Consider the following 23,698-nt stretch of genomic DNA (forward strand, 5'->3'; position numbering starts at 1 on the left):
AGTTTGTACGCACTTATTCTTGAAACATTCATTGTGAGACTCCTTGGTTATGGGATTCGAGGTAATACGAGTGTCTTGGCACCACCTGAGTAGACCCGAGCGAGGGAACTGGTGGTGATAGAGATAGCGATGAGTAGTGGCCGCCTGAGCTTACTGATGAGTGTATCTTGTGCCAATAGAGTGCGGAGATGAGCTCTACTCTCCTTGGTAATTGAGAGTTCTCCACTATCCACCAACTCCATCACCGCTAGGTCGGCAAAGGGGCGGTAGGGCTCCATCACATCATCGGAGAGCGGAAAAGGGTTGTACTTATTTTGGTGTTGTACCCCCAGCTTTGGGGAGAGACCTGAAGCGATGATGGAGCGGGTGACCGAAGCACGCAAGATGGCATAGGCATAATTGAATAGGGCGTTGGGCGGTACTCCATCTCGCTCTCGTATAAACTCCTCTCCCAGTAGGGCACTCCAGTAGATACGTGCGGCGATCCCCTCTCTATTATCTGGGTCACCACTCCGCACCTCATCAGCAAGGTTGAGTAGCCTTTGGTGCTCCTCTATTCCTCGTGACTTCAGCACTGCTGCTTGATTGAGGATCTTGCTCTTGACCAACTGCTTCCAGATGCTCTTTTTAGTCGGGATAGATGCTACCACCTGCTCCCGAGTTCGCTCACCCTGTGTGGAGTGCCCCTCGAGTGGAGAGAGGTAGCCACTCGGGATATGAAACTCATCACAAACTACCAGTATACAGCCCACCTCCATACAGTACTGGAGCATCCGGAGGGTGGTGGTCACCCTCGGATGCTCCAGTATCAATAGTCCTACCTCTGCTAGAGGAAGGGTCTGTCGCTCCTCCGTCTCCTTATTGGTCATCACCAATTGCCGATTCTCTAAAGAGAGGTGAAGAGGACTAGATATGGTGATGGTTCGTTTAATCATCCTTCAATATTACTTGCCCCGTGAGGGTGATCTCTACCGAGTGGATATTATCCTTATCTGGCTCAAAGAAAGTTAGTGACTGTACTCTAATCATCTCTCTATCATAATTAATAGTACTAGCAGTTGCTTTTCTAAACACATAATCGACTGAAGACAAGTTTTGCACTCTATAAAGGTACCTTATAAGATAGTCAGTATTGGAAAGATTGTGAATCACGTCATCCCTCTTGACACCAATTAGATACATCTGATCAATTATCAACTTAAAGAGGATTCGTTTACCATCGGGTGGAAGCTGAAATATCTCCTCTCCTCTATTCAGTCTATCAACCACATCCCACATAGTTACTACGCTCTCTTGAAGCCTGCCATCTAGAGCCTCATAAATCAGTACATGGTGATTATTCTTAAGATCCACATATTGATTGATCTCTTTTAGTCTCACTGCATTACTTAAATTGTCGCACATCCTCACCTTCTTGACAGGCACAGGCTCTCCACCATTGCGATTGGGGAGATAGACTTTGGTCTTACCATTCTCATCAATGAACGCTTTCTTTGGGAAAGTTAAGGATGGATTGCTTGTATCAAGTCCCAACTCCTCCTTGAGTATCCGTAGCATCTCTTTCCTAATAGCCGCATCCACCACTTTATTCAGTTGCTTCATGTTAGTCACTTCGGCAATGCCCTTCCTTAAGTGGTAGCCATAGTCAGTCTGCCCTGGGGCTTTTCTTCTACCATAGATAGTAGCCTTGTGTAGCGCACCCCTTACGGCATTACCTTTAAAGGTATAGACCTTGCCATTCTTGGTGATCTTGCGGGTCACCTTGGAGAGAGGGACCACTCGCTTCTTTTTATGTACCACCAATATATCATTGATGGATTGCTCTGCCTCTTCTCTGAAGCCATCCCACGGCAGGTCGAAGCGGGGCTTTAGAGCCTCCCCCTGTCGGCGGGAATCGTTTTGCCGATTGTAAGTTGAAAGCTCTGTGACGTAGTTTTGTTTGGCCAATGCAATCACCAAGGCATCTACTGCGTGATGCCTATGATCATCTCTATTCTTAACCGGCTCCAAAGCGTAGAGGCTCTTATTCTTGTCAAGTGCGAAGAGCTTTCCCTCAAGTAATACCTCATCTTTTCTTGATTTTGGAGCTTTATTGTAAATAGGATAGATCGTTACTCGTTCTTTGGATGAAAGGTTTTTACCATACTGTAATAGCACATAATACCTAGTCTGTTCTTTTAGGTTCAGATGCTGCACATCAATTGTCTTGCCGTCGCACTGATCCAGAAGGAGCGAACCGTGGTTGACGACTCCTGTAAGTAGCAACTCACCCTCTCCCACCTCGGGTGCAGGGCGAAGCATCTTGGTAAACTCTGCGGTGTCGTAGTCTAGATTGAGATAGGCGGTACGATTGCGGTGTTCCTCCATATTGACCACACTATCCTCCACTTCGGTCTTAAAGAAAGGACTCACGAAAGTGTTTCCTTTTAACCTGCCTGGGACTCTCACAGCATTTGCTACAACTCTCTTTTTATTGCTAGGCAACTCCCATATAGGATCTTCTTTAAGCTGAAGAGTGACCCAGTACTTTCCTGGATCGGTAGGGTAACGACTCTTCTTAATCTTATCAAGTACGTCAATATCGTTGCTAATTAAGTTCTTCTTACCACTACGAGTAGCTGTAACTACTAGTACCCCCTTATTAGAGGGCCTGGGGTTAAAGAGGGGCTGGCAATGTGGGGTACCGCCTACTGCGTGGTAAGTGAGGAGGGCCTTGCCCGTCACTCCATTGAGATCAAGATGGGCCGGTTTGGGGTACTCCTTGCCATCACGGTATAGCTTAGTCCCCTTGACCACCACAGGGATACGGATCTCATCTTCTGTTCGATCGGGAATTCGATTGAACTTGGGAACTACTCTTGTAATCACTTTTGATTTAGTATCCAGTATTGCATAGACCTCCTTTTCTTCTCTAGCTGCTAGCTCCTGGCTTACAGCTCCTTGCACACATTCATAAGTTTCACCTAGGATCTTATTGAGTCGCCATAATCTTCTAAGGTTAGCAGTAATACTACCTGATACAGTACGGACATCACCACAGATAGAGGTGAGGTATTCACGCGCCTTTACCGACATATAAGCGGTATCATTGAGCATCTTACTAGGTAGCCCCTCTAGCTGCTCTTGGGCACTCCGCTTGGATAGAAAGCGACTCGCCTTACGTGCTGGTAGCACTTGCCTTACGCGGTGTGTAATCTCGTCCCAATCCTCAGCACCCCAGAGGGTTTTGCTAGAGTTGACGGAGTAAAACTCGTAAGGGGTCATATTACCTTTCTCTCTATTGAAATTGGACTCGCAGAGGGTCTTATTACCGAAGCTATCATCAAGGGAGATGCTTCGAGGAATAATATGCTCTATTTGAAAGAGGTTATTGCCATCGTAGAGTTGAGACAGGCCTATATCTTTCCCAGTATAGGGACAACGAGCAATGCCATCTCCTTTCAATCGGAGTTCCTTATGAAGTCTGTATTTCAAGATATTATCGCTAGTAACTGGCAATTTCAATGCTCTTAGCCACATTACTGCCTCCTCATTTTCCGCCAGATTCGCCTTTTGCTCTTGTTGTATTTTGTCTCGCCTCTTCTTTGACGACTTGAGGTCACGGGAGAGTTCTATGGTGATGCGATCGAACCTAAAGTTGGGGTTGCCAGTCTGTTTGATCATCTGATCAATAAGGGCATTGACCTGTCTTCGTACCGCCCAGAGGGCTTGCTCCACAATTGGGTTGCGGAGATTATCCACCTTACCTAGTCGATTCTGTATCTCTATTTTTTGAACCGATTGGGTAGGGTGGTAGAGTTTCATCCGCAGTCGCTTTTCGTCCAAACCGGTCTGCTCGTCGGGATCGCTTAGAAATTCTATCAGACGGTCGATCTTCTCACCCTTAGAGGCTGGCTCATTAATGATCTGGAGTAGCTCTTGCCACATCTGCTCCTTTTTCTCGAAGTCGCAGTACCTTGAGCCAAACGCATTCTTTACCCCACCGAGGAATATCGCCTCTGTGTGGCTTCGCCCTTGGAGTAGGAATGGAATGATATTGTCCATTGCATGAATGGAGATGGAGCCGTAATCATCAACGAGATTGATGCCCTCCAGTCGCTTGGCAAAGTCGGCTTTGAGCTTTAACCTCTTGCCCTTGGCATACTTGGCGATGCTCTTCTCAAGGAGTCTCTCATCGTTATAAAAGAGTAGCTTCTGCCAGATATCTATGTATATGGTATCAGTCTCGCCATAGTGGTAGCTCAATGCACCCTTTTCAAAAAGGTCGGTGATACTGGCGATGGTAGGGCACCCTGGGAGGTCTTGGTCATCGTCATAATTGAGCTTGGAGACTATGAGGTGCCTTTTCAGGTCAGCCACTTTGATGGTGTTGCTGTTTTTTGAGCAGAGGAAGTCAAGGGAGGTTTGGAATAACCCCATATTATAGAGTGTCCGCCCCTCTACCCTCACATTGCTCAGCACCTGAAGTGCCCTATGAAATTCGCTCGTAGGGTGAGATACTGCTGCGACACGTGGCCCTTGGATATAGTGACGTTGCTTCACTGGGTCGTACATCTTGCGGCTCTCGAGGCTACATTTATTGATTAGGTGCTTTTGCGAGCGAAGTGGGCGTTGCCAAAAGAGGACGCTATCATTGGACTTGTAGAGCAGCTCTCCACTCTCTGGATCGTGGCTTATCTGTCCGATCAAGAGCTCTTTGATGGGAGTACCCTCTATCTCTAGTTCTTCTAGACCAAGTCGCTTAGCCTGTTGATCCCAAATACGCTCCATCTCCTCCACATACATACTGCGGAGAGTATACCTGCCTCTGGGCTTCTCCTCACGTTGGGTAAATGGCTCTCCCTCCTTGGCACTAATCTGATAAAGATATTGCCCAAGGGTCTGATCTCCTATCTCCGACTTGGTTTGGGTGTAGCCGATGATGGGGTCTTTCCCCTCTGCCATACTATTACTACCGCCAAACTTAATCTTGCGAGAAGAGTGGAAGCCACGTCGCTGAATGATATGGTACAACAGACGACCAAACTCAGCCCTTGTGATACTCCCCTCAACCGCTCTTGAGCGAATCTCATAAGGGTTCATGGCCATCCAAGCTCTGAAAGCTTCACTATCGGGAAACTTACGTGCAGCCGTCTTTCCCTCCTTATCCCAGGAGAGCCAAGCATCTATCTCCTCAAAAGTAAGTGGCACATAGCGATCCCCCTCGGGGCTATTGAGCTCACTGAGCTGATAAAGAAACTTGAGCAACTGTGAGCGACGCAAACGACGTCGAAAGTGCTGTCTGCGACTCTGCCGAGCTAGACGACGAGTCTCGTTTCTAGACTTCTCATCTTTGGTGCCAAATGCTTCTTTACCAGCGGGGAATACATAGACTCCTGTGTGGAGTATTTGGTTCTTCTGTGTGTCGACGATAGCTGTACCTAGACTACTGACACCGATATCCAGACCTAAAGTTATCATAGTATCTATATTGTAATGTTAAACATAATAAACAAATGTAGATAATATATTTGGATGTTTCAAATATATTACCTACATTTGCGGTAGAAGATTATTCCCTAAAGTAATCTTTTCATAACAAGGCTATATGCCGAAGTTATTACGGCTCCACTTCGGTGGAGCCTTTTTTTGCATATGGGGAATGGGGTGGATTAGGATTGGAGGGGGACGTGGTCGGGGGCTAGTTTGTCTTTGAGGGCTTTCCACTTATCGTAGGGGAGGGTGCGACCGCGGAGGGTTCGGACTTTGGGAAAGGTGGCGAAGTAGGGATCTTCGGTGACGTACCAGCCGTGGTGGATGAGGCTGGGCTCCTTCTCTACCTGATGCTGGATCCTGCCAAGGTAATTCCTACTGACCACAGTGGCGTAGTACTCTCCTCTCTCTTTATTCTCGAGGAGGAGAACGGCGTAGGCTTCGTAGGTGGGATAAGTCTCCATAGGTGCTTTTTCGGTGATAGTGACCTCCCAACCGTACTCATTATTGAGCTGATCTACTAGGCTTCTGAACACCTTGCCGTGGGCGGAGGTATCCTTGATCTGATGTACATGGATATAATAGTGGATCATCTCGTGGAGCAGGATATTTTGGTACTGTCGCTCCGTGAGCTTGTAGAGGTTGGTGAGCTGTATCCGTTGCTCTGTGTAGACGGTAGTGCTACCTCTTTTTTCCGCAGCGTAAGAAAAGCCACCCATCTGTCGTCGTGTAGGGCTAATGGTAAAGCCGGGCCGAGGCAAAGAGCCTTGGAAGTACTGATGATTGAATTTATCAAACCAGTACTTTATCCACTCAAAGTTGATCTCAAAGGGTTGTTCCATATCACAATGAAAGGTGTTGCACGATCTGTTCAGCTACCTCGGCAGTGGTCGCCTCAGCCGTCACCTCAATAGTGATATCGGCCTGAGTGTAAAAGGGTTCACGGAGAGGCAAGGTTGCCTCGACATACTGCTTCACCCCCTCTTTATCGAGGCGTGCCACCGCTGGCCGGCTCTCGCGATAGAGGTAGAGCCACTCGGCTAGTAGCTGGGGCGATGCTTTGAGGTAGACCACAGTGCCACGCTGCTTCATGGTAGAGATATTATCGTCGTGACTGGCCATGCCTCCGCCTGTAGCGATCACTACATCCTGAAGCTGAGAGAGCTCAATGAGGATTACCTTTTCCCGCTTCCGAAACTTCTCTAAGCCACAGCAACCAATCATATCACTCACAGAGGAGTGGTACTTCCGCTCAATATAGAGGTCGGTATCTACAAAGGAGAGCTGTAGCAGCTTTGCCAGCTCACGTCCAATGGTGGTCTTCCCCACTGCTGGAAAGCCTACTAGGAATATTGGTTTCATTGTCACATAATAATAATAGACCCTGGCAAAGTGAGAGCTTCACCAGGATCAGGCGTTACGCATTAGAAGAAATGTTGTACGAATGATCATATACAAGCTGTTGAGGATAATGGAGTAAGAACCTCGGCAGAGATCCCTTTTAAATAGATAGGCACAGGTCGGAGGGGCGTTAGCCCCAAACGACCTGTGTGTAAGAGCATATTCACCACCTCCTTGACCCCGGCTGAGGGGTCAGACCTAGATAGGGTTGTCCGACCCCTCGGCCGGGGTTGCAAGGGTGTTTTACACCTATCTATGAGACCTTTGCACAGAGGTCTCGGTCAGCTTTGAAAAGTTATTTAAAGCTGTATTTGGAATACACATCCGTGTCAGACTCTCTATGATATAGAGCCTTACAATCGTCTATGATATCCTCTGTACCAAATCCGTGAATGGCTCGGCCCATTAAGAACGAGACCGTATAGTCGTTCCAGTCTTTGCCTAATGACGATGCTTTCACCGCTCCTTCATTGAGGTACTTCCACATTTCCGCTTCACTGATATATTGCAACCAATAACACCATTTTGCCAAGCTCACCAGTCGGCATACGTCCCAAGCATACGTGGAGGTTGTGGTCCGGACTTGAGCCAAATCCGTTTTTAGCCCGTCTGCTATCAAAGTCTGCAGCTCAATAAGTTCCTCGGAAGAACCTCTTTGAGCAAGGACTTCGTCCAATTCCGTACTCTGCTCTAAATTAAGCAGAGCGTTTAGCGTCTCTAGAGCATCTTCCCGACCATTAATGCTCCATTGTTTTTGAAGCCCGGTCTTGTATACATTCATATTATCATCGGTGATAATACTAAGGATGTCCTCACTGCGATAACAAGACAAGATGGCTCCAAATACCAGTAACCTTTTCTTTTCCTCGGTGAGCGGTGTTTGAGGATGAGAAGCCAAAAAGGCTTTCAGGTTTTTCTTAGCAAAGACCCTAGACACGATTTCAAACACGATAAAAGCAATAATCAAGACAGCGACTATTGCCACGATGATTTTCCAGATCATACAAGTATTATTCTAAAGTTAAACATAAGTCTATTATATCATATTTCCTACTTATCCACATGCTTCCCCATCATTTCTTCTACAGAAAGACAGAACCCGATCTCTTGGTAGATTTCAAGCAATAGGTCTTCGTTTAAAGATGTTTTTCCGCTAAGGCGAAGAAAACCTTTTGGCATATTGGAGGCATAATAAAATGTATCTCCGCTAAAGGAGAGCATCAAGTCATGAGTAAAGGAACAACGAAGAGCGGTAAGTTTCTTCATCATTGCCGGGGTCAAAATCATACGGGCTTCTACCTCGTCATCGGCATATACGGTAAAGAGACGTTCAAACTCGGGGTCTTCCAAATAAACAAACTTTGCTTTATGTCTCTCCCTCAGTTTTTGTATCGTCAGAGCGAAGTAGCCCAACTTATCCTCCAAATGGTCGGGAAGCAGCATAACAAATCCCCTGCAAGTTCTTGGAAGACGGCAGTAACTAAACATTCCCCTAAAGCTGAACATCGTGCTCTCTACTTGTGCGCCCCACATCGGACTGAAAATCGCCCGATTGAGGAGCCTAAAGGATCTCCATGGTTTAGTATTCTGTTCATTGGTTGCGGTTACTCCTATATCGGCTATTGTCAATGCTTGATGCTGAGTTGGGAAACTCAATGCACCGTAACTTGCCACTTGAAGAGTACCCTCCGACCTATTTGGGGTTCCGAATAGTCTGCTTGCCCGAATATCGGACACCTTTACTTCTTTTGTCGGAGAATAATTTGCATCCGGAAATAGCTGGTTGATAATTTGCCCCATTACTTTTTCCTCTTTCTGCTTCAGTACATTTAGGCATAAAGAGAACAGCGTATTGAGGACCACAAAGGTGACAAAGAATATGACGACATACGTTGCCGTTATTTGTGAGGTTTCATAATTGCCCGCTTCGACGATATCCCTTCCGAATATAGTGAATGCAAGCCAAAGCAGAGCCAAAGGGTAAACGGAATAAATGAGAAGCCTAACAATCTTACGCCACATAGCTATGTGGGTTAGTTGCCCTCTCATTTGTTGAGCGACAATCTTGAAGTCTATCAAGTGGTCTTCTTTCATCAATTATCCGAAAATCTCCTTGATATGAATGTCGCCCAACTCACTTTCAGGAATTTGTATCAATGCTTCTTTCCCAAGATGTTTTCTTGAAGCGATGTATGAAGACGGGAACATTTCTACGGCATTGTTGTAATCCGTTACGGTTGCGTTATAAGTTCGGCGTATAGCCTGCAATTCGTTCTCCATATCCGTTATCTGATATTGGAGATAGACAAACTGCTCATTGGCTTTGAGATCCGGATTACTCTCAACAACGGCCTTAACTTGTTTGAGAAGAGCGGAGATTTCTGTCCCGTCCTTGATTTGTTCTGCTTCGGGGGCTCCGTCTGCTCGAGACCTTAGTTCGGCTATGCGGGTAAGGATTTCATTTTCGTGTCCCATATACGCTTTAAGAGATGCCACCAAATTGGGTATAAGGTCATTTCTCTGCTTGAGTGCCACACAAATGCCACTCCGGCATTGTTCCACCCTGTTTTTCTTGGCAATGAGATTATTAGAGGTGATTATACCCCAAATCAGTATAAGCACAGCTATTGCGATAAGGACACTCCCGGCAATTATTGATGCAGTCATACAAATTCGCTTGTCTCAATGATTATTTCTTAGTACTCTTGTCGTCTTCATAGTGGCGTCGTACTCTTTCCATACCCCCGAACGTTCTCCATCGGCATACTGTCCCTCTACAACCAAAATCGGATTTCCGTTGCGCAAAACTTCTTCTTTGTACGCCCCATGTAGCACGCCCATGCGATAAGTTCGTGTGACTTTGCTTTCAACGCCATCTCCCTGTTTCGTAAGTTTCCACTCGACCCCGTCTTTCTTCCCATTCACCCAACGGGTCTCAAGTATTTGAGCACCGTTTTGGCTGTCATACCGCTTCTCAAAGCCGTTTTCCACACTTTCCTGGTATTCTTTCTCCAAATCCAAACGACCGTCTTTGAAATAGGTTTTTACACAGCCATCGATTTTGCCCTTCTTCATAGGGGTAATCTTGCTGACAGTTTTGCCGTCTTGGTAGTACTCCGTGAACACCCCATTTCTTTTCCCCTGGTCATACGCTCCCGTTTCTCTCAGTACACCATCCCGATAGCGGTGGTACTTGCCATCCATCAGTCCGTTAGAAAAGGAAATAGTCTCTTCGTCAAGCTCCCGCTTGATACGCCACTCTCCCTGCAAGGGTTGTCGGCTGTCCTTTTCGAAATAAACTGTCGTATTGTTTTCGCCCGATAGGGGTAAGAGTTCATCGCTTAGAATCACCTTTTGAGCCGATACCGAAAGGCTCAGCAACAGCGAGAAGAAAAAGAGAATATATCGATTCATATTATAATAGAATGCCCAATTATTTAATTGGTTACTTTTGCTTCATTGCCTGTTTAATAAACGTGAAACTATGTGCTTCGCTTCCTTTGTCCTTTGTTGCTTTAAGTTTCTCTGCTCTCGAGCATATATGAAAATATCCTGCCTCTTTTATCAAGAGGCAAGAGCATACACAGATACTCAATGGCAAAGATAGAATTTTTTTGCGATACTCTGACCAAAACAATGGATAAAAACAAAGGAAGACCTACATCATTACCGATGAAGGTTTCTGTTGACATAGTTCTCACTCAGTATTCTGTTTATGTCTGAGAGCCGATAGAGGATTTTCCCTGCGATTTGGGTGTAAGGGATAATGTTTTTGTCCCGATAGTCTTGCAGGGTGCAAGGGGAAAGGAACAGTCTCATCTATACACAGGTCTTCGGCACTTCGTGCCTTGACCTGTGCCTATTTAGCAAGGACCTCTGCCGAGGTCCTTGCTCATAGACACCCCACTAAAAACTATATGGTAAGAACCTTCTAATGCGTAACGCCTGTCACCAGGGTCTATTCAATAATTACTTAGATTACTTCACAAGGGTTAGCTCATTGATCAAGTAGTCGGCCTTACCCCAGTGCTGGATAGCCCAAAGCACATAGCGGATATCTACGCTGATGGTCCGCTGAAGATTTGGCTCAAACTCAATGTCGCCACTCATCGCCTCCCAGTTGCCATCGAAAGCTAGGCCAATGACATTGCCTTCGCCATCAAAGACAGGGCTACCAGAGTTACCACCTGTGATATCATTATTGCTGATGAAGCAGAGGTGTAGATGACCATCCTTGGCGGCATACTCACCAAACTCCTTATTACGCATCATATCAAGGATCTCTGGCTGCACTGCAAACTCGGTGCTCTCAGGATCTTGCTTCTCCAATACCCCTTCTTCAGTGGTATAATAGTCGTAGTAAGCACCATCATAAGGGCGATAGCCACCCACCGAACCATAGCTGAGACGCATGGTGAAATTGGCATCGCTAGGTAGGTACTCATCACTCATCTCCTGCAGGCCAGCCATAAAGAGGCGACGCCCCTTGGCATACTGATATTGATAGTTATTGATCTCGCCATATAGCTTCATCAATGCATCTCTGTAGCTATTGCTGATCACCACAGCAGGGTCGGTATCGTGTGCCTTGGCAAATAGCTCATAATTCTTGAGTGCCTCTACCATACGATCCTTGTGGAGCACTACAGAATTATCATAGACATACTGTGCATAAGCCTCATAATCGCCACCAAACTTACTCTCGATCTCGCTAAAGATGCTAGGCAAGTACTCAGGGGCTACCTGCTCCTTAGTTACCTTGAGCATGGCTGGAAGAGTAGCTCTACCTACCTTGGTACTGAAGTCCTTGTAGAGGGCATCGGCATCAAACTCTGCCATATCGGGCGAAGGCATCGCCACGAAGGAGCGGAACTCGGTACCACTCATCGCTTCAGAAAGGATGGTGAAGTTGTAGAAGAGCTTGCCCATTGCCTCAAGTGGAATACGCAAGCTATCCAATACCCCAGCGTACTTGGCTGTACGAGCAGCATCGGCTGCTACCCACTCGCTGAACTGACGCTCTATCTGACGCTTATTCTCTACCACATTGAGGCGACGGAGCCCCTTATTCATACCGATTGAATTCTTCCAATAGTTGGAGCTGCCGGCATACTTGCTAGCATACTGAATGCGGATGGCTTGCTCAGCATTCATGTGCTTCATCCAAATCTCCTGCTTAATGCCACGTACGAGGATACGAGGTTCGTTTTCATTCACGATACGATTCTCTACACCCCACGAGCTGAGGTAGCGGTCGGTACTTCCTGGGAAGCCAATGGTCATAGCATAGTCGCCCTCCTCGATACCACGGATCGATACCTTGGCAAAGTGACGAGGTTGGTAGGGCTTATTATCGGCTGAGTAGTCGGCTGGCTTATTATCCTTATCGGCATAGACACGGAATACCGAGAAGTCGTTGGTGTGGCGTGGCCACATCCAGTTGTCGGTATCGGCACCAAACTTACCCATAGATGTAGGTGGAGCGAATACCATACGGACGTCGGTGAAGACGTCGTAGACCACTAGGTAAAACTTATTATTCTCGTAGAACGAGTAGATATCGGCATCGGTGTGAGGGTCATCGGCATACTTGGCTACCAAAAGACTACTTGCCATTTGAATCGCCTGAATACGAGCCATCTCATCAGTCATATTTTCGGTACCTTCGGTCACTTGGTCGGTCACATCCACAAACTCTCTGAGGTACTTCACCTCTAGCCCCTCAATAGGAAGCTCCTCCGCCATATTGTGTGCTACAAAACCATCTCTCAGGTAGTCGTGCTCCACACTACTCTGGCTCTGGATAGAGCGGTAACCACAGTGGTGGTTGGTAAAGAGTAGTCCTTGATTGGATACCGTGATAGAGGTACAGCCGTTATCAAAGATCGCCACAGCACTAGAGAGGCTATTGCCATCGGCGCTGAATAGCTCCTCGGGAGAAAGCTTCAGTCCGAGCTCACGCATGCGATCCATATTCTCCTGCTTGATCGAATTGATCAAGTACATTCCCTTATCTGCCTTTGCCATTGGGGCAAGAAGGAGTAAGAGACCCATCGCTAGGGATAGTCGTAGTTGTTTCATCGTTAGTCAATAAAAAAATGTGATATTTATCTTGTACCACAAAGCTAACTATTTTCAGCGAGGTACCACACATTTTTAGTGGTGCTATTATCGGACAAGTCGGACAAGTCGGAGTTCAAAAAGGCACCAATGGAACACCCGCGAGGGTGCGTCCGAACTGTCCGAACTGTCTGACCTGTCCGACTTGTCCGATAAGGTCCTAAAAGAAAACCTGAATAACTGCCACTTCAAAACCATGTGGTAGCGGAGCAAAAATTGAGATGCAACTAAGCAATTGCCGAGATGCAACTAAGCATTTGCTTAGTTGCATCTAAAAAAGCAGGCATATAGCACATTGTATATCAATGGGTTACGAAAGAGGTTTTTGTCGGACTTTATCAGACGATATTATCGGACCCACCCAGCCCGCCAATAAGGTACAAAAGGAGCACCCGAGAGGGTGCGTCCGACCTGTCCGACTTGTCTGACTTGTCCGACTTGTCCGATAAGGCACCAAAACAATCAATGGTGTTGGGATGGGTTAGAGGTAGGTGATGGTGCTATCTTTTACCACAATGGTGTGGTACTCACCCTTGAGGTGCTCGATGGCACTCTGTAGTTCGTCGGGCGAGAGCTTCGGAAATTGGTTGTGTAATTGCTCATGAGAGGTACTCCCTTCGGCTTTGAGGTAATCCTCTATTTCGTCAATAACCTTGTACGAAAGTCCTTTAGGTGGATGGCTGAGGCAGTAGTCGCAATAACCGCAAGGAAGGGGATTGGTTTCGTCAAAGTAACTGACCAATTGCATCGCTCTACAGCAGTCGGAAGTGGTCATATACTGCTCCATTGCCTCCACACGTTCGCGGGCAGCGTTGTAGCGGCTTTGGTAGATCTCCTTTGGGATAATCAGTTGTTTGGCAGGCACCCGCTGCTCCATGTAGTAGATATAATTACTTATTTTGCCTGGGATATAATCTATCACGTGCCATCGCTTGAGGTTAATCAAAAGGAAATAGAGCTGCTCCCTTCGGATGCCTAGTGCACTGGCAATCTCTCGCTCGTCAATAGCACTATAGGCAGTAAATAGACCGGTATAGCGACGCATCAGGAACTCAAGGAGGTCATCGTAGAGAGACTCTTTTTCATCAAACAGGGTGTAGAGCTGATTGCGATCGGTGGTAATCATCAATTGGCCCGCCTTATCGTGATTCTCTAAATACTCCATATAGCCCGAGAGCTGTAGTATGGCTAGCGATGCGGTAACTACATGACTGGGAATTTTGTACTGAGTACAGAAGTGGAAGAGGTCGAACTCATAGATTGCCCCTTCCCCACTCTCCACACCGAGTTGGAAGTAATTGCCGAGTGTATCATACACCTGCTTTACGGTCTCCTCGGGCGGAAACTCTCTATCGAGCATATTCCACAGGTATCGCTCATCACGTATCGGCTCATAGAGAAGTACGGCAAAGGCACGTTGATTATCTCTTCCCGCCCTACCCGCTTCTTGGTAATAAAATTCGGGTGAAGGAGGGGGTGCAGGGTGTACCACTACCCGCACATCCTCCTTATTGATACCCATACCAAAGGCATTAGTGCAAACCATAATCCGCACTTCGCCAGACTGCCACGCATTTTGCTTACGTGCCTTGACCTCTGGCGGAAGGAGGGCATGGAAGTAATCGCTACTAAGACCAAAGGAATTGAGGAGGTCGGAGATCTGCTTGGTCTTTTTACGGCTTCGCACATAAACGAGGGCACTCCCCTCAACACTGGAGAGGATGTGTACCAATTCCCGAGCTTTATCCTCTGTCTGTCGTACCACATAGGTGAGGGCTCGGCGGTGGAAGCTCTTTTTGAAGAAGCGACTCCCCTCCTCGAAGAGTAGCTGTCGCTTGATATCCTCCACCACGAGAGAGGTGGCGGTAGCGGTAAGAGCGAGGAAGGGAAGGTGGGATATGCGTTGGCGGAACTCCTTGATGCGGGTATAGTGCGGACGAAAGTCGTACCCCCACTGGCTAATACAGTGGGCTTCGTCGACCGCTACAAAGGAGATGGGGATACTTTCTAACCGACGCAGAAAGAGGGCATTGGTGAGTCGCTCAGGGGAGACATAGAGGAGTTTGTAATAACCAAAAGTACAATTATCTAGCACTGCCAGCATCTCTCCCCTACTCTGCCCGCTATGAAGGTAGCCGGCACGGATACCATGCTTTCGGAGGCCATCGACTTGGTCTTTCATCAGTGCCACAAGGGGGGAGATGACTAGGGCCACCCCTTCGCACATCAAAGCAGGTACTTGGTAGGTGATGGACTTGCCACCACCAGTAGGCATCAGGGCGAGGGTATCGTGCCCTTCGAGTAGACTATTGATCACCTCTTCCTGCATCGGGCGGAAGCGGTCATAGCCCCAATATTGCTTTAGGGTATCAAGGGGGGTGGCGTCAGTGGATAGCTGGGGTTTCATCGCACTTCTCTCTACCATCTATATGGATATCGACGATATAGAGCTGCACAGCGAAGCGACCCTTCCGCTGAAATTCCTCAATGGAATAGAGGATATCAAAGGGCCGGCCGCTAGCAATCAAGGGAAGCAACTCTGCCTGATTGTAGGCAACGGCTTGGTAGATAGGCATCTCATTGGGCATGGAGATCATCAGCCTGAGGTGGCTCTTTTTGTAGCCCATCAATCTAGGAGGGGTAACGCTCACCACACCACGAGTCATGAAGAGAGGCTTTTCATTGCCCGGCCCATAAGGGGCAAGGCTCCTCAATTGCCTACGTAGCTTGGGGGTAATATCGGATAGCTCTAGCGGATAATCGATGACATGGCGGGGCTGGAGATCTTCCATCGTGAGCTCTTCATCGGCTTGATGAGTAGCATTTTGGATAAATTGGTGGAGGTACTTCTTTTGGATCGTGAGCCCTGCTGCAAAGGGGTGACCACCGAAGTTATCGAGGATATCTTTATTGGCTTCTAAAAGGGTGTGGATATCGTAGCCCATCACACTTCGGGCGGAACCATTGACGCGATCGTCTTGGGTATCGGTGAGGACGATGGTGGGACGATTGTACCGCTCCGAAAGTCGCGAAGCCACAATTCCTATCACGCCATTGTGCCACGAAGGATCGTAGACAATGATGATCTTGCGATCCTCCATATCTGTGAAGCTCTCCACGATATCATTGGCTTCCTGTGTGATGGAGTGATCGATTAGCCGACGCTGGTTATTGTACTCATCAATATGATAGCTCATCTCGCGTGCCTCCTTGGCATCGCGTGCCAGTAGCAGGTCCACTGACTCTCGACCACTCTGCACTCTCCCTGAGGCATTGATGCGAGGACCAATCTTGAAGATGATATCGCTCATATCGAGCTGTTTGCTCTGCAAGCCACTCACATTGATAATGCTCTTAAGGCCGAGAGAGGGTCGGCGATTGAGCTTTTTCAGACCATAATAGGCGAGGATCCGATTTTCCCCCACTAGGGGCACCAAGTCGGCAGCAATACTTACCGCCACAAGGTCGAGCATATTATCCAGAAGGCGCCTATCGGTGGCATTGCTCAATCCGAAGGCCTGCATCAGCTTGTACCCTACCCCACAGCCAGATAGCTCTTTGAAGGGATAGGGGGAGCCTTTGAGCTTAGGATTGAGGTTGGCAACTGCCTCGGGAAGGGCGTCATCTGGGACATGGTGGTCGCAGATAATGATATCAATGCCTAGGCTCTTGGCATACGCCACCATATCATTGGCCTTGATACCACAATCGAGCACAATCATCAGCTTCACACCCGCTTCATGAGCATACTCAATCGCCTGCCGTGAGATGCCACTCCCCTCCTCGTATCTATCGGGAATATAATACTCTATCGCCGTGGTAATATACCGCAGATACTTATAAACTAGGGTAACGGCGGTGATGCCATCCACATCATAATCGCCATAAACGATGATCTTCTCTTTATTGCCGATCGCCTTATTTAGGCGGGCAACAGCCTTGGTCATATCAGGCATCAGGAAGGGATCATGGAGCTCTCTAAGCGATGGCTTAAGGTAGCTAGAGAGCTCTTCACTACTGCGAATGCCTCGCTTCATCACCACCTCCACAGTCGAAGGCAGAAGCTTAGCATCTCGGCACAACGCCTCAGCTATCTCCTGCTCCTCGCTCCCCAATGGCTCATATTTCCAAACTAAATCCATAGATACAAAGATACTAAAAGTAACCTATTTTCTCCCCCTTATTCCCCATTACCTACCCCCTCCACCACAAAAACACGTAACGGATTGCCCCAAAAACACGTATCAAAACACCCCAAAAACACGTAATGGAATGCCCCAAAAACACGTAACAGAAGTTGTAAGTAATAGATAATCACTATATTTGCATTGAAATATACAACTACAAAATATAGGGCAATATTATGAAGGAAATATGGTTCATCCGACATTTCGTGTGATACGGCAGTCATGTAGTGCAAAAAGTCTAAGTTTGAAATAGTCATCATCTCTATATCCGTAAGCATTTCTCTTCATCACTTTAATTTTATTGTTTATACCCTCCACTTTGGCCGTTGATAGCCGTCCATAATACCATGCGAGTATTTCCTTTTTAGCTGTATTGATTGTATTTGCTAATGAGATTAGAGGTTTTGAATCTGTATCTAATGCCATTGAGACCCAGCTGTTTAATCTTTCCTCTGCTTCATTAATGGTTCGTTGATTATATATTTCTCTCAGGTCCTCCTTGAGGTAATAGGCTTGAGAGAGGGGTTCGTTCATTGCGAGTGCTTTCTGGAGCTTCGTTCTCCCTTTCTCATCAATCATCTTTTCCCCGTTGGCAAGTAGGAGGTATCTTGTTCCTTTGATTAGTTTTTTCTTTCCCTCGTCCACCTCTTTTGCCACTAACTCTCTTCGCACTTTATCAAGGGTATCATTCATTAGCTTGATGACATGAAAGTGGTCAAATACGTGTATGGCATCAGGGGTATTCTCACGTACTGATTTAGAGAAGGCTGATGACATATCTGTCGCCACATACTTTATCTGAACGTTCTTCTTCCTTACCCTTTTCCAAAACGTTGTAAGAGCATCCGCCCCCTTTCCATCGCCAACATGAAGGATTCTTCCTGAGATTAGGTCCACTACGATTGTCTTATAAACATGTCCTTTTCGGACAGCGAACTCATCAATACCTATGCACTGCACCCCTTGTAAGGAGGGCTTGCTGTAGTGTCTCTTAAGATAGGTTGTGTGAATATCCTTTACTACATCCCAACTAACACCTAGCCTTTTTGAAACCTCCTGAATAGTCATTGCCCTTAGCAAATCAACCACGTACTTGGCAAAGCGATTAGAGTACGACCTATTGCCTTTAACAAAGCTGACCCTCTCGTAATCATCGTTTCCGCATTCTTTGCATTTGTATCTTTGTACTTTCATGTGCAATATGGTTTTGGTAGAACCAATTGGTAGCGCATGGATATTACGATACCGGTAGCCATTCTTCACGAGAGTGTATTCCCCGCAGCACGGGCACCTCTTTTTTGTTTTAGAATACTCTATATCTAAAACTATTTTGTTAGTTTTGTAGTGTGTAGCAGTACATTTGACTCCAACAAGACCATATACATGTCGTAGAAAACTGGTATCCATTGTGTAATTAAGCGTTTAGTGGATGATTCGCTCAATTATAATGGATTTCCAGTTTTCTTTCAAATTATCAAAGAGAAAAAAGACTCCGTCGCCCATATCTTGCGGATTTCATCCCGCAAGATGATTGGTGTATACAGGCTGACGCAGTAGTCTCAAGGTGATACAGTCACCCCATCACGCAGAATATCGGATGAGGCGGAAATATACTTAGATAGAATCGCAGATAAAGAGCTAGAATTAAGATTAGAAGCATTTGGAGCAGTTCAGATATTAGGGCCCAAATGGTGTGGAAAAACAACTACTGCCATACGGCATGCCAATAGTGTGATTAAGATGCAAGACCCAGATAAAAGGGTTGGCTACCTAGAAACAGCACGCACCAAACCATCTCTTCTTCTCTATGGTGAAGCTCCCCTACTGATAGATGAGTGGCAAGTGGCGCCATCATTATGGGATGCTGTGAGACACGCTGTAGATGAAAGAAATAAGACAGGCCAATTCATCCTTACTGGCTCAACAGTAGTAGATAGCCATGAAATAATGCATAGCGGTACAGGTAGGATATCTAAAATGCCTATGCATACGATGAGTTTATTTGAGTCACTTGAATCCTCTGGAGAGGTCTCCCTAAAAGAGTTGTTTGATAATCCTAGCTACGATATTGATGGGGCACGCTCAACACTTTCTATTGAAGAGCTGATATTCGCGGCATGCAGAGGCGGATGGCCAGCATCCCTTAGAAATATGAGCGATAATGCAAAGCTACTCATAGCCACAGACTATCTAAATATCATCTGTGAGGAGGATATCTCAAGGGTAGATAACACACAGCGAGATGCCACATTGGCAAGGCTCATACTCAGGTCTTACGCAAGGAATATATGTACTCTTGCCAAAAAATCTACTATGCTCGCGGATATAACCGTGGAGAGAGAGGGGACGTCGCTCTCCACATTTGATAGCTATATATCTGCATTAGAGAAGTTATTTGTCATAGACGATATACCCGCATGGTCGCCAGCAATTAGATCTGCCTCCTCTATCCGTACTAGCCAAAAAAGATGCTTTACCGACCCCTCTATAGTTGTAGCAGCACTTGGTGCTACTCCAAGGACACTCGAACTAGACCTGAATACGTTCGGATTTATATTTGAGGCACTTTGTATGCGGGATCTAAAAGCCTATAGTCAATCTATGGGTGGCCGTGTTTCATACTACCATGATCGGTATGGATTAGAGGCAGATGCTGTACTGCATCTTAATGACGGTAGATACGCAATTATTGAGTGTAAACTCGGAAGTAGAGATATAGATGAGGGTGCTAAACACCTACTTGAATTGAAATCATTGATTCAACGCAAAAACGAAGAAATGGGTAGAAATGCACTAAGACTACCCGACCTGATGATCGTATTGACCGGCGGAGAAATTGCCTACACACGAGCAGACGGTGTCAAAGTAATCCCAATTGCCACACTTAAAGATTAACTCTATAAACAATGATACCCACCTACGGACGAATCCATAGGTGGGTACCTAAACAAACAATTACAAAGTAAAGGATGATCGTCCTTTATTTCTTAGTGAGGGTGAGATCAAAGAGCTGAGTGTCTTTATCAGCAAGCTTTAGCTGACCATCATTACTCCATATTATCATACCCTTAGGGAATACCTCAGTCTCCTTACCATCAATCTTGATTGTATACTTTTTACCCTTCGTCTTGAATACAAAATGGAACTGAGGGGTATCGGAATCCGTATTGAGTGGTGACTCAAAGTAGAAGTCACCATGACCCCATAGACTACCTGAACCGAACTCAAATCCGACCCAAGCAGCCAAGAAATAGCCACTAGGATTGGTCTTTAGATCGTGAGTGCCACAAGGAATAGTCATAGTACGTGTAGCAGGGTCATAATTGACAATCAAATCAAGACCAAACCCTGAGAGAATAAAGCTCTCATTCTCTACGAGTGGGCTAAGGGTCCAGGTTTTATTTCGCTCGGTCCAGTCAATTTCTAACCAATAATGTGCATTGTAGTCACCTATAAGATCAGCATACTGCAATTGCTGCGTTACTGGTATTGCTAACTTCATAACACCTGCAGATACATTGATGGTCCCCTTACGGTCTTTACCTGAGGGTAATACCTCTATCTCGAGTATACCGTCATGGATCGTATACTTGATCCATTGATCAGCACCATCGGGTAGTGTAACGGTAATAGGATCTACCACTTGGGAAATATCATAAGAGACTTTACCACCTACAAGCGCCATAAAGATAGGTGAAGCATCCATAATATTCCGCGTACCAAATTGGCTGATAGAAACCCTTTGGGTAGCAGACACTCCAGATTTACCATCTAACTCCTTAATGAGCAATAGAGCAGTACGAAGCTCTGGGCTCTCATTTGGAGTGACCGTCACTTCTATTTTATCGCCCACCTTCTTAGCAGTAAGCCAAGACTCTTCACAGGAGATAGTGAAATCACTGCTATTCATTTTGATTGTCCCCACTCCACCGATGGCTTGGTACTCCACATCGGCAGATACTATTTGAAGATCAATCTCAGCAGGGTTGAATGGATTTATCTCACTCTCATTGGACTTCTTACAGCTAGTAGAAAGCCCTATCAAAGCGATGAGGGAGAGAATTATACTGGCTATATTAATTATCTTCTTCATATTCATTACTTCTTAATAAAGATAGGTCTAATAATCTTATTAGGTTTGAGAGTTTTGTCCAATTTTTTTCCTTTAACATCCCGCAGATAGAAGGAATCAGCCTTATATGAGCCCCAAACCTTGTTGTCTACCAGCTTATAGGCAATAGAGCCATCAGCCGTCTCAATTTGCTTTGAGTACATACCGATCTCCTCATTACCCCATGTAAGATATCCCTCTGTAGTATCCCACATAGCTAGCTTAGTGCCAGGCTTGGACTCAATCTCCTGGACATAGACTGCGAACCGTCTATTCTTTGCATCAAAGTTGGCATAGAAGTAGTAATTCCAATCTGGGCATGTAACTTTATACTTAGTGCTTCCTGCTTTTTCGAAGGTGACATTATACTCATGCTTAGAATCCTTCACGATATACTCACCAAGATACTCTGCATAGTACTTGTAATTGGGATCTTCTCTAAGAGAGAGAGAGGTATTCTCGGCATTGAGGGTAGCAGTACTGGCATCGTAGGTGAGCTCAGTAACACCATTAAGTGGCGATTGAAACTTGATGCCTTTATCGGTAGGAATAAAGGGAACAATCACCTCATTGCCCTCGTCATTGATGTAGTAAAAGGTATTGTTTTTATCAAAGAACAGCACCATATCTTTACCACCTACTTTACCTGCGTAGGAGTCTTTGACCTGCTCTTCAATTAAATTCCAGTCAAAGACTTGACCATAACTCTTCATACTGGCCTCAAGATAATCCTCAGAGCTGGTTTTTGGACGGATAAGCTTTAGTATCTGTCCTTTATTCTTGCCCTTTAAAATGATCTCATCGGGAGTGGTCTCCTCCTTTAGAAGGAATTCAAAATCACCTTCATAGCCAAAACCTACACCTGCCCCTACACGATAATCTGGGTCAGCGAAGAAGTGTAGTGCTTCATTGTAGGTAACAAAGTTGAGCGACACACCTGCATCCGAACTAACTACATACTGACCACGCGAATACTTATGATCGCTAGATCTAGTTCGTTCGGAGGAAATAAATGCTTCACCATCTTTGGTAAATATGATGCTCATCACATAGCCACCGTACTGCTTTTCACCACTTGGCTCACCTGGATAGTATTCGGCTATCCAGCCATTTGGAGAGCTGAGTAGCTTCTCCTGAAGTGCGGCCATAGCATTGGCAGTACGCTCACTAGCGGACTCGTCGAAAAGTGACTCATGTTTTGGCGTACAAGCACCCAGTATCAAGAGTGATAGTGCCGCCATCAAACTATATATATTAAATCGTTTCATAGGTCAATTGATTGTTTTAATCGTTAGAAGTAGCTGCCTCTGTGCTTTCGTCCTCAAGATGATCACCCATCTGAGTAGCTATGTAACATAGGGTAGGAGAACCAAACTTAGCGTCCTTAGGCTCTACCTTTATTTGCTTCTCAAGTGCTATCCTACCTGCCTTATAGTAGGCCTCCTGAGCAGCTTTGGTAGGAGCAGCCATTGGCACCTCTACATTGGCAAATAGTGGCTCCCAATCAGGAAGGATCAATTGCATCTGTGGGATCTCATGAAGTCGGCGATTATTGACGTCGCGAAGGACATCCATATCGATATTCCAATTATCCTTCATATAGGTCTTCATAATCTCTAGCTTCTGATGAATCTTGGCACTACCTTCTTCACCAGCAGCCTTGAATATCTTATCCCACTGCTCCTGACTATAGGTAATATAGCAGGCTGTGAGCTCAGTGATATCCTCGCTAGGAGAGTGGCCTGCATATGCCGTCACAAAGCCAAGTTCTGCATATTCACTCATCTTCTTACGATTGTGCCAAGAAGAAGGGGCATAACCACCTGCACTGATGGTATTATACTCTTGTGGCCACTTGACATTTTGGTGAAGGATATGAGTAAACTCGTGGTGCATAGTCTTGAAGTACATCTCGTTGAGGTTGTCGGGATTTTTTTCATTCACCCAGTTACCACGATAAATGGTCACCTTAAGACCCCCCTCAGCAGTAGCCAAGACGATGGTTCCATCATTATTCCACGATGCAGAGCCTACGATATGTATAATTCTTGGAGCCAATCGACGCATAAAGTGCATGCCTGCTACCTCATCATAGACACCAAACCATGAATGGCGGAAGATGTTGGCCAGCTTCATTGAGTTTTCGATGGTTGAGGGGACTAGCTGCTTTGAGCGATCCCGCTCATTATCCTCCATACGATACTTGAAGTCTACATTATAGGCATTGACATAGTTTTTATCCAACCATTTATCAAAGGCGTTCTTCTCCGTCGTGGGCTTCTTTACGACCGATTTATTTTCATCAGGTTGGTCACCCTTACAGCCCATAGCTATCATACTAATAAGGGCTATCAGTAGTACCGACCAAGTATATTTACTAATTAGTTTATTCATAACACACTTAAAT

Annotated in this window: 16 protein-coding genes and 1 pseudogene; 1 reads left to right on the top strand and 16 read right to left on the bottom strand. The window is 46.0% G+C overall.

Annotation, left to right across the window (positions count from 1 at the left end; genetic code table 11):
- Positions 1–47: 47 nt before the first annotated feature.
- The 13 genes and pseudogenes from cas1 to MWL85_RS10315 form a co-directional block, all read right to left on the bottom strand.
- Complete coding sequence (gene cas1, locus MWL85_RS10255) at positions 48–935, bottom strand: type II CRISPR-associated endonuclease Cas1 (protein ID WP_244400639.1); 888 nt, start codon at positions 933–935, stop codon at positions 48–50.
- Complete coding sequence (cas9, locus tag MWL85_RS10260; RefSeq protein WP_244400640.1) at positions 928–5,460, bottom strand: type II CRISPR RNA-guided endonuclease Cas9; 4,533 nt, start codon at positions 5,458–5,460, stop codon at positions 928–930. The genes cas1 and cas9 overlap by 8 nt, the downstream gene beginning before the upstream one ends.
- Before the next feature lie 191 nt (positions 5,461–5,651).
- A complete protein-coding gene (locus MWL85_RS10265; RefSeq protein ID WP_244400641.1) occupies positions 5,652–6,314 on the bottom strand; it encodes a SprT-like domain-containing protein in 663 nt (220 codons plus the stop codon).
- Between the two features lies 1 nt (position 6,315).
- A complete protein-coding gene (locus tag MWL85_RS10270) occupies positions 6,316–6,834 on the bottom strand; it encodes a shikimate kinase (RefSeq protein ID WP_018027748.1) in 519 nt (172 codons plus the stop codon).
- A gap of 334 nt (positions 6,835–7,168) precedes the next feature.
- Positions 7,169–7,876 carry a DUF1266 domain-containing protein gene (locus MWL85_RS10275; RefSeq protein ID WP_018027749.1) on the bottom strand — a complete coding sequence of 236 codons (708 nt, stop codon included), beginning with the start codon at positions 7,874–7,876 and terminating at the stop codon, positions 7,169–7,171.
- A 47-nt stretch (positions 7,877–7,923) separates the two neighbouring features.
- A complete protein-coding gene (locus MWL85_RS10280) occupies positions 7,924–8,895 on the bottom strand; it encodes a DUF3137 domain-containing protein (RefSeq protein ID WP_244400642.1) in 972 nt (323 codons plus the stop codon).
- 75 nt (positions 8,896–8,970) lie between these two features.
- Positions 8,971–9,540: a LemA family protein gene (locus MWL85_RS10285; protein ID WP_007173498.1), complete on the bottom strand. Its 570-nt coding sequence runs from the start codon at positions 9,538–9,540 to the stop codon at positions 8,971–8,973.
- Between the two features lie 15 nt (positions 9,541–9,555).
- Entirely contained in the window at positions 9,556–10,287 is a 732-nt protein-coding gene (locus MWL85_RS10290) for a toxin-antitoxin system YwqK family antitoxin (RefSeq protein ID WP_244400643.1), read from the bottom strand.
- Between the two features lie 252 nt (positions 10,288–10,539).
- Positions 10,540–10,689, bottom strand: a pseudogene (locus MWL85_RS10295) (helix-turn-helix domain-containing protein); the annotation flags it as partial.
- A gap of 162 nt (positions 10,690–10,851) precedes the next feature.
- The gene (locus MWL85_RS10300) at positions 10,852–12,954 is read right to left on the bottom strand and encodes a S46 family peptidase (protein WP_026161637.1); all 2,103 of its coding nucleotides are present in this window, start codon (positions 12,952–12,954) and stop codon (positions 10,852–10,854) included.
- A gap of 520 nt (positions 12,955–13,474) precedes the next feature.
- On the bottom strand, positions 13,475–15,418 hold the full coding sequence (locus MWL85_RS10305; protein WP_244400644.1) for a RecQ family ATP-dependent DNA helicase: 1,944 nt from the start codon (positions 15,416–15,418) through the stop codon (positions 13,475–13,477).
- Positions 15,378–17,135 (bottom strand): single-stranded-DNA-specific exonuclease RecJ, encoded by a 1,758-nt coding sequence (gene recJ, locus MWL85_RS10310; RefSeq protein WP_244400645.1) that lies wholly within the window; start codon positions 17,133–17,135, stop codon positions 15,378–15,380. Before recJ ends, MWL85_RS10305 begins: the two co-directional genes overlap by 41 nt.
- Before the next feature lie 237 nt (positions 17,136–17,372).
- Positions 17,373–18,587: an ISL3 family transposase gene (locus tag MWL85_RS10315; protein WP_244400646.1), complete on the bottom strand. Its 1,215-nt coding sequence runs from the start codon at positions 18,585–18,587 to the stop codon at positions 17,373–17,375.
- Positions 18,588–18,788: 201 nt separating this feature from the next.
- Between MWL85_RS10315 and MWL85_RS10320 the strand changes: the two genes are divergently transcribed.
- Positions 18,789–20,075: an ATP-binding protein gene (locus MWL85_RS10320; RefSeq protein WP_244401881.1), complete on the top strand. Its 1,287-nt coding sequence runs from the start codon at positions 18,789–18,791 to the stop codon at positions 20,073–20,075.
- Between the two features lie 85 nt (positions 20,076–20,160).
- Here MWL85_RS10320 and MWL85_RS10325 read toward each other — a convergent pair whose 3' ends face one another.
- The 3 genes from MWL85_RS10325 to MWL85_RS10335 are packed head-to-tail and all read right to left on the bottom strand — an operon-like array spanning position 20,161 to position 23,685.
- The gene (locus MWL85_RS10325) at positions 20,161–21,273 is read right to left on the bottom strand and encodes a BACON domain-containing protein (protein WP_244400647.1); all 1,113 of its coding nucleotides are present in this window, start codon (positions 21,271–21,273) and stop codon (positions 20,161–20,163) included.
- A 5-nt stretch (positions 21,274–21,278) separates the two neighbouring features.
- Positions 21,279–22,559 carry a DUF4302 domain-containing protein gene (locus tag MWL85_RS10330; protein ID WP_244400648.1) on the bottom strand — a complete coding sequence of 427 codons (1,281 nt, stop codon included), beginning with the start codon at positions 22,557–22,559 and terminating at the stop codon, positions 21,279–21,281.
- Positions 22,560–22,575: 16 nt separating this feature from the next.
- Positions 22,576–23,685 carry a zinc-binding metallopeptidase gene (locus tag MWL85_RS10335; RefSeq protein WP_244400649.1) on the bottom strand — a complete coding sequence of 370 codons (1,110 nt, stop codon included), beginning with the start codon at positions 23,683–23,685 and terminating at the stop codon, positions 22,576–22,578.
- Between the last annotated feature and the right edge of the window lie 13 nt (positions 23,686–23,698).

The organism is Porphyromonas somerae, from assembly GCF_022845615.1.
In the GTDB taxonomy this organism is placed as follows: domain Bacteria; phylum Bacteroidota; class Bacteroidia; order Bacteroidales; family Porphyromonadaceae; genus Porphyromonas_A; species Porphyromonas_A somerae.